The organism is Bradyrhizobium sp. Kon58, assembly GCF_055807455.1.
Genome location: NZ_JBVVOT010000065.1, coordinates 1 through 8825, shown reverse-complemented (window position 1 = coordinate 8825; position 8825 = coordinate 1). Strand labels below are relative to the sequence as shown.

4 protein-coding genes are annotated in these 8825 nt (G+C 57.3%); all 4 read left to right on the top strand.

What is annotated here, in order from left to right; genetic code table 11:
- Positions 1-39: 39 nt before the first annotated feature.
- The 4 genes from AC0L20_RS39195 (at position 40) to AC0L20_RS39180 (ending at position 8771) form a co-directional block, all read left to right on the top strand.
- A complete protein-coding gene (locus AC0L20_RS39195; protein ID WP_473295546.1) occupies positions 40-5244 on the top strand; it encodes an Ig-like domain-containing protein in 5205 nt (1734 codons plus the stop codon).
- Positions 5245-5270: 26 nt separating this feature from the next.
- A complete protein-coding gene (locus AC0L20_RS39190) occupies positions 5271-7553 on the top strand; it encodes a beta strand repeat-containing protein (protein WP_473295545.1) in 2283 nt (760 codons plus the stop codon).
- A gap of 144 nt (positions 7554-7697) precedes the next feature.
- Positions 7698-7970, top strand: coding sequence for a hypothetical protein (locus AC0L20_RS39185; RefSeq protein WP_456765736.1), 273 nt, complete (start codon positions 7698-7700; stop codon positions 7968-7970).
- A gap of 657 nt (positions 7971-8627) precedes the next feature.
- On the top strand, positions 8628-8771 hold the full coding sequence (locus AC0L20_RS39180) for a hypothetical protein (RefSeq protein ID WP_473295544.1): 144 nt from the start codon (positions 8628-8630) through the stop codon (positions 8769-8771).
- Positions 8772-8825 lie beyond the last annotated feature (54 nt).

Sequence of the window (8825 nt, the reverse complement as noted above, 5' to 3'; positions counted from 1 at the left end):
ACCGATGCGGCGGGCAACACGGCCTCGACCTCGACCACGCTGACGGTCGATACCGTTGCGCCTGCGGTCGCGATCACGACGATCGAGGGCGGTGACAACCTGATCAACGCCGCGGAAGCGGCCGGCGGGGTCCAGATCAGCGGCACCGCTGAGATCGGTTCGAGCCTGACGGTCAATGGTGCGGCGGTGACGGTCGATGCGACCGGTCACTGGACCACGTCGATCACGCCTGCCGGCCAGGGCGCCCTGGCCGTCACGGCGATCGCGACCGATGCGGCGGGCAACACGGCCTCGACCTCGACCACGCTGACGGTCGATACCGTTGCGCCTGCGGTCGCGATCACGACGATCGAGGGCGGAGATAACCTCATCAGCGCCGCGGAAGCTGCCGGCGGGATCCAGGTCAGCGGCACCGCTGAGATCGGCTTGGCCCTGACCGTCAATGGTGCGGCGGTGACGGTCGATGCGACCGGTCACTGGACCACGTCGATCACACCTGCCGGCCAGGGTCCGCTGGTCGTGACGGCGATCGCGACCGATGCGGCGGGCAACACGGCCTCGACCTCGACCACGCTGACGGTTGATACGATTGTGCCGACTGGCGGGACGCCGGACCTCGTGGCGGCCTCTGACACCGGGCAATCGAATACCGATAACGTCACCTCCCACATCGCGCCAAGCTTTGCGATATCGCTCGATTCGACAGTTGCAATTGGCGATACAGTTCAGTTTCTGCTGAACGGCTCGGCATTATTGCATCCTGTAGCACATGTCATCACCTCCGCCGATGTTCTGGCCGGCTCGATCACTCTTACCGTGACGGCCGGTGACCTCGGGGCCGACGGCAATAAGCAGGTCGCGGCTCAGTTTAGTGACGCGGCTGGTAACACTTCGTTGACGTCGGCGCTGAGCTTTACGATTGATACTACGGGCCCAACTGAGGCGTTGGCGATCACGGCTATTGCAAACTCGGGAGGTTCGGCCTCGCTGACGGTGTCGGGTACGAACGGTGTGCTCGCTGTCGGAGAGAAAATCCAGATTAGCAGTGACGGCGGTGCGACCTGGATCGACGTCCTACAAAATACCCCGACCAGCTGGAGCCTGGTGGATGCCGCGGCACATCCACTCCACTACACCTACCAGGCGCGGATCATCGACGCCGCCGGCAATACCGGCAGTGTCGTCAGTCAAGCTGTGAACGGTGAGAGCTCAAGCGGCGTTGTTGCTGGCAATCTCAATCCCGCCAACAGCAGCAATGTTGCTGTCGCTGTACCAGCATCACCGCCCATTTCAGGCGTGTATGATGGCGTGAAGGCTTTCACGTTTGGCAGTGGCAATGTAAGCGTGTCGACCGCCAGTGGCGCGAGCATCACTGGCTCAAAACAATATGGCATTGAAGCGTTCTCGGCTTCCTCGGGAAGCGTTTCAGTGACGGCCGCTGGGAACAGCAGTGTTAGGTCCGGCAGCGCAGGCATTCTTGCTTACAATCAGGCGGCCTCGATATCGCAACTCAATGGCGCCACGACCAGTACGATCTCGGTGACCGCCAACGGCACCATCGAATCGGGAACTACTCTTACAGGTTCAGGCGCAAGACCCGCAGGAATTTTGGCTGTCTACAAAGGAGGGACGACCAACACAGTAAATCCAGCTGTGTTTGGCAACGTGATCATCGATAATTTCGCCTCCATCGTGGCCGCTGGTGGCGACGGAATTCGTGCCTACAATTATGGTAGTGGTAACGTCACGATCACCGATCGCGCGGGGTCAACGATCTCGGCAAGCGATGTTTTTGGCATCAGCGCAGGGACTTATGGAAGTGGTCAAGTTTCGATCACAATGGAAGCTGGCGCCATCGTCACTTCCGGTTCAATCGGAGTTCAGGCGATCAACCAGGCCACTGCGATTGGTGTCGCTGCCGCATCGACCGTGAGCATAACCGCGCGCGGGACCATCCATTCCGGCACGCATCTTACTCCGGGCGGATCCCAGCCTCAGGGAGTTTCGGCAGGCTATTATTCGAACGGAGTTTCGAACACGACCGTCAATGGAATCGTCTCGGTCGACAATTTTGCGAACGTGACCGCTGACGCTGGCACCGGCGTGAACGCTTACAACTGGGGCAATGGCGCCGTTACATTACTCGAGGAGGCCAGCACCAACGTCTGGGGTGCGCAATACGGGATAACGGCCTATTCGCTGAGTTCCGGTGTCGGCAGTTCCGGAAGTGTAACTATCACCGTGGGCCCGAACGCTACGATCACGGCCGGAGCCTTGTACGGGATCATCGCGATCGATGCTTCTGAGCGCAATGGCGGAAATATTTCGGTCACGACGTCGACCGGCGACATCATCAATTCCGGCGGCAGTGGAATCAGCGCAAGCAATCAGGCCGTTGGCACCTCATCGAATCCGATTACAGGGCAAATATCTGTAACGGCTTTTGGAACGATCAATTCAGCCTTCAACATGTTCACGGGTGGCGGCCAACCCGGGGGTATCTGGAGCGGCTATAACGCCGGAGGTAGCCAGACGGTCAATACTTTCGTGCACGGGAACGTCGTCATCGATACAGGCGCTACGATTAACGCGGCAGCGGGAGTCGGTGTCGGTCTCTACAATTTTGGAACGGGAGCGATCACCGCAACGCTTGAACAGTCGTCCCTTATAAATGCAGTTTCGGCGGGCCTGAACATTTTTGCGCAAGGAGGTGGCAATGTCACGATCGCCAATCATGGCGCCGTAACGGACCCAACCGGCTATGGAATAGTCGTGGGCACTGGGCAGCCATCGACCGGCGGCAGTGGTGTCATCTCGATCAGTAACCTGCACGATGCTGGAGGGCAGGCCACTTCCGGCGTGATGGTAGCGCTTGGATCTCTCAGCAACGCGACCATCCAGGTCAATAACTGGAGCAACCAAGGCGCAACGGTCACGAACTCCGGGACAATTGCGGCGACGCAGTTCTCCTTGACCCGGTTGAACACGGCCATAGGAATCTACAATGGGCCGAACAGCACGAATGTTGGTGGTGCTACCGTCAGCAATTCGGGCGGTGTCATCGGAAACGTGAACTTTAGCGCGGCGTCATTCAATATTAGCGCTGCTTCGTTCAACAACAATGCTGGTGGCGTCTGGAACGTCAACGGGCAGAATTACTTTGGCGGCGTCACGAACGCGATCAACAATGCCGGCACCATCAACGCGTCCGGCCTCAGCATTTTTTCGTCCTCGGGTCCGCTCGCGGTCAATAATACCGGATCCATAAATGTATTGGCTTTCGGAGCGGCTCTGGTCTTCGGCAACGTTTCCGGTCAGGGAGCGTTCACCATCGGCGATCATGCTGCGCTGGAACTCGGTGGCTCAGTTGCGGGCGGGCCGACCGGGCAGACCATCACCTTTGTGAATGGCAACGGGTTGCTGACGCTCGATAGTCCCTCTGCTTTCAACGGGACCATTGCGGGACTTTCGATCGGGGACACGCTCGATTTTCTCGGCGGTGTGACGGTATCAAGTGCCAGCATCAGTGGCTCGACATTGACCGTTACAGACAGCGCCCACTCCCAAACGTACTCTTATCAAGTTATTGGCGCCGCATCCGGGACAGCTTTCAATGTGCTGTCTGCGGATAAGATCGTCGTGATACCAATATCGGCGCTGTTTCCCACTACCACGCAGCGCTCATTTGCGCCCTCTTCGGGATCTTTCTATGTTCTCGCGAACGATACAATCTCCGGCACCGGTGTTGGCTTCGCGGTAAATTCCACAGACAGCAGCTCGGCCGATTATGCGACGGTTCAGATTAACCAAACGTCGTCAATTTCAGTCTCCGGAACGGGAGTCAGTTTAACGACGACCGGAGCCAATATCGCCCTCATCAATGCGGGGAGCATTACGTCGACGGCCGGCACAGCGATCGCAACGAACTCCGGATCGGGGTCGACGGACATCGTCAATTACGGCAGCGTGTCAGGCCAGGTCACTGGAATTGCGGCGCGCACCAATGGTGCCGGTCTGCTTTACATCGTTGCTGGTGGCTCGATTACCGGCACAACGTCCAGCGGCATTTCAGCGATTTCAACTTTGGGCGGCATAAACGTAACGACGGCGCCCGGACTACTGATCAACGCCGGAACCAACGGTATCCTCGCCCAGAATCAAGGTACTTCCGTGCCGGCTGGTAGTGGGGCGATTTCGATCTCGACCTCTTCCGGAACGATAAATGCTGGGACCAGCGCGATTTCGGTGTCCTATCTGTTAGGAACGAGTGCGCCGTCGACACCGCCCAACCCACCGAATGCTACGGTGTTTGGCGACATCACCATCGAGAACGTCGCCACACTCAATGCGGCAGCGGGAGTCGGCATTTCCGCGAGCAACTACGGCGTTGGCAACATCTCTGTGTCCAACAATGCGAGCATTACAGCGACGGCGGCGGGTATAACTACTCCGGGCACAACGTCATCGCAGTATGGCATGGCCGCCTTTAACTACGGCTCTGGCAAGATCACAGTTACGACCGGGTATGGCTCGGTCATAAATTCCGGCAGTAGCGGTATCAACGTATCAAACCAGGCGACGGCGATCGCCGCGGCGGCGGCGAGCACTGTTACCGTTGTGGCGTTAGGGAGCATTAACTCAGGGGGCAACAACAACAACTCCGGTAGCGCGCCTTCGGGAATCCAGGCCGGCTACAACCCCGGTCTTGCGGGCGTGTTCAATGCGAACGTTTGGGGCGACGTGCTCGTCAACGCCAACAGTAACATCGCGGCAGCAGCGGGTGATGGTATCAACGCCTACAATTACGGCAATGGCGGCGTCACCGTTAATCTCGGGTCCAACGTCAATATTCAGGCGCTGACATCTGCGACGTCGGCGACAGGAAAGGCTCCGTACGGAATCAGCGCCTCCGTTTACGGGCCCGGCGACATTGCTGTGACAACAGCAAGCGGCGACGTGATAACATCAGGTAGCAGTGGTATCAGCGCGACAAATCTCGCAACCTCAATCGATGTGTCCGCAGCCGCGCTGATCACCATTTACGCCCAGGGTTTGATTCATTCCCAGTCGACTTTGACAAATAGCGGCGCGCAGCCGTCTGGAATTGCAGCCGGCTTTTTCGGCGGCACGAACGCGACGGTAAACTTGAACGTAAACGGCAGAGTGATTGTCAACAATGATGCAAATATCGTTGCCAATGCGGCGTCGGCATCAATGCCTATCACTATGGAAACGGGGATATAACGGTCAACGATGCGTCTGGAACATCGGTGACCGGCGCACAGTATGGCATCGAGGCGCACGCCGAAGCCACCGGCAGTACAGGCAACATCGCCGTTAACGTCTATTCCGGAGCGACAATCACTTCTGGCACGAGCTACGGGATCTTCGCCTTCACCAAGGGTAGCGGAAATATCTCGATCATCACCTCGTCTGGCGGTGTCATCAACGCCGGCAGCGTTGGAATAAACGCCACCAATGAAGCGACCTCGATCGATGCCACTGCAAACAGCTCAATTGTCGTCACTGCGGCAGGAACGATCAATTCGGGAACGGGATTGACCGGAACGGGAAACCCGCCCGCGGGGGTCATTGCCGGCTATTTGGGGGGGACAGCCATCCCTGCCAGCTTCCCCCTGACCACTCTGTACGGCGATGTGACTGTTAACAATACCGCCAACATCGTTGCCGCTGCCGGCGACGGCATTCGCGCCTATACTTTCGGTATTGGCGACGTGACCGTGAATGATCTGGCGGGATCGATCACGGCGCTCGGCGGAAGCAGCCCCACCAACGGCTTCGGGGCCGGCGTTTCAGCGAACAACTACGGTTCCGGGAACATCAGCATTTCCACCGCAGTCGGGAATGTCATCAATTCCGGAAGCTCCGGCATAGCCGCGATTAATAAGGCGCCTTCCAGCGGATCGTTTGTCGTGCCTTCGACGAGCATGATCTCTATTTTGTCTTACGCTTCTATTTCTTCCGGCTCTATCCCGACGGCCGCAGGCGATGCGCCGGCCGGAATTTTGGCAAGCTACAATCCCAACGTTGCGAACGTTGCCGATGATAATGTTCACGGCAACATCCAGATCGACGACTACGGGTCTATTTCTGCAACCGCAGGAACGGACGGCATTCGCGGCGAAAACTACGGCACGGGATCGGTCACGATCACGGCGGAGGCCGGAGCGCTGATTTTTGGCGGGCGCTACGGCATTTCAGCAGTGAGCCACGATGGAGGAAACGTCGCCGTCACGAACTATGCTCATTCAGTCGGAACATTGGCAGCAGTGAATGCCATGACCACGTCTACCGGCACGGCGGTCGTCGATAACTATGGACATTTGGTCGGAGGCATTAACGCCTACAACGCAATCGTCACCAACGAACTTTCGGCGGATTGGTCTGTCAACGGAACAAGCACTTTCTCCGGCGTAAGCTTTCTATTCAATATGGGCACGATCGACAGCTTAGGCGCCTCGCTCATTTCTGGGCTCTCGAGCTTCGTTAATACCGGGATCATCGAGGCGCTGTCCGGGAGCCTGGAAGTTGCCAGCGCAATGACTGGCGCGGGCGTCGTCGACATCTATGGCGCAACAGTTCAACTCGATGCAGCTTCAGACGCGCATGTTCAATTTGCAACGAGCCAATCTGGTAAACTGGTCCTTGGGAGTCCAATCAATTTCACCGGTACAGTCACTGGTTTCGACTCTGGAGATGCCATTGATCTCAATGGGATAGCTCCTGCGAACGTGAGTATCAACGCTTCAGGTTCTCTCCATGTCAGCTATACAGGCGGAGGCTTTGATTTGGTCGGGGCCTATAGCGCTTCCGATTTCTCCGTCCTGTCGGATGGTGCGGGCGGCTCGGAGATCATCTGGAATCACCATGCGCCAGCCATTGTCACTGACCAGGTCAGCGTGGTGAACAATGCCAATGGAACGATGACGGTATTGGGCTTGCAGGTCTTGGACAGCGACGCGAACGCGTCGGCTGAGAGCTTCAGGTTGAGCGCGACGACCGAAGAGGCTGGATCGGGAAGTGCAGTGACTCCATCTGGCAGCAGCGGCTCCCTGACAGCGATCAATGGCGTCCTCGCGGCCGGCGCTGTCTACAACCCAGGTGCTGCACCGCCACTCGTCGACAAGTTCACGTTGACGGTAACTGATGGGTTTGGCGCAACGGACACCGTCAATTTTGTCTTCAACGGAGCTGGAGCAAGCTCCAACACCGTGCTGCAGGGCTCATCGGGAAGAGACGTAATTCTTGCTTCAACTGGATCGGACACGCTCAGCGGCGCAGGTGGGCCGGACCAGTTTGTGTTCGCGCCGACCTCTTCGGGGCCGTCCGTGCAACACACAGTGACCGACTTCATCGTTGGGTTAGACCGGCTTGACGTAAGGCAATTCGCCGGTCTCACCGCGGGATCGCTACCTGCCGAAACCCAACAGGGAAGCGACACGCTGATTACGCTCGATAGTCACGACACGATTCTGCTAAAGAATGTCAATGCCACGGCGGTGCACGCCAGCGACTTCATTTTCCATACCTAGATACTCGATTGCAATTGCTTGACCCTTCGAGGGAAGTCGCTGGCGGTTTCGAGAACAATGGAAGCGATTGGTCCAATGTTCATTCAGATCCGCGCCCTATACGATGCGTGCGGTTATTTTTGTCTCACGGCGGATAAGTGAAGTATGTTCCAACGCAATCGTAACTTGCCGATGGCGCCGGGTCGATTGGTCTTCGAAAAGTCCCTGATCGAGGGCCAGAGGATAGTCGTCGCTTCCTCCGCGGGGAAGAGGTTGGCTGGTAAATCAGGCATCGTCACCGCTAAAGGCAGGAGCAAGAGCCAGGTCAGGGTTCTGCTCGACGGCTCCAAGGGGCCCATCACGCTGCACGCGCGCTTTGTAGACTTGCCGAAAGGGCAAATGTTGCGAGCATTGGGGGAGTTCCTCCAGCCCATATGATGGTGTTATCAAACGACGGTCCCGTGTGATATGAGTTGTACGAAGGCTTGTGCGGGTGGAGCGTGTCGCGCGCGATGCGAACCGACGTCATTAATCGATATTCGCCCGTCGTTTACCGCTGCGATGTATGAACTATTGCAGTCTCGCATTGAGTGAAAATGCTTTACGAGATGACATCATGATGGGTGTACGTGATCACCGCTTGGCTTGGCGAATCAGAAGCAAAATTAAAAGAATCAGCAGCGTAATCACCAAGAATGTTTAGGTGTACGGCTTCCGCTCCCGTTTGTGATTGTTAGCATGCCGCTAGTCTGCCCAGGATTTTGGATGTAACTGACGATGGCAGAACTGGTATTGAAATTGTTGAGCTCGATAACGTCCGAATCATTGAATCCCGAAATCGTCCCGCTGAAATGGAAGGCATCTCCGAGCGAGAGAGCGCCCCTGCTGGCTACGCCAAATACGACGTTTGCGCTCGATGCGGCTTCGAAGGCAGCAGCTCTTTGCCGTCGATTATCGCCGTTCCATCGCCGCCAACGGCACCTTGCGCAGTTAAATTGGCATCATTTGCCGTAAGCGTCGCTCCGCTCCCACCTTTCTCGCGGCACATGGGATAGGCGAGTTTCACGATCTCTTTGAAGGGAGAGGCTTGTGTCTATGCTTGACCATACGCTTAAGTCGGACGGGACGGCGCGCCGGCTAGAAGTGATCATGGAGACGGGACGCCGTCGTTGGTTCTCCAAGGACGACAAGGCCCGAATCGTCGAGGAGACGCTGGTGTCAATCGGCGTTCAAATTTGACCCCGTATCGGCGTCCAATTTTGACCCCTTTGAGCGACGAGTCTTGACGGTAGC

Bases quoted from the DNA above. Each gene is read 5' to 3' on its own strand.
- AC0L20_RS39185 (WP_456765736.1), top strand. From the start codon at position 7,698: ATGTTCCAACGCAATCGTAACTTGCCGATGGCGCCGGGTCGATTGGTC.
- AC0L20_RS39180 (WP_473295544.1), top strand. From the start codon at position 8,628: ATGCTTGACCATACGCTTAAGTCGGACGGGACGGCGCGCCGGCTAGAA.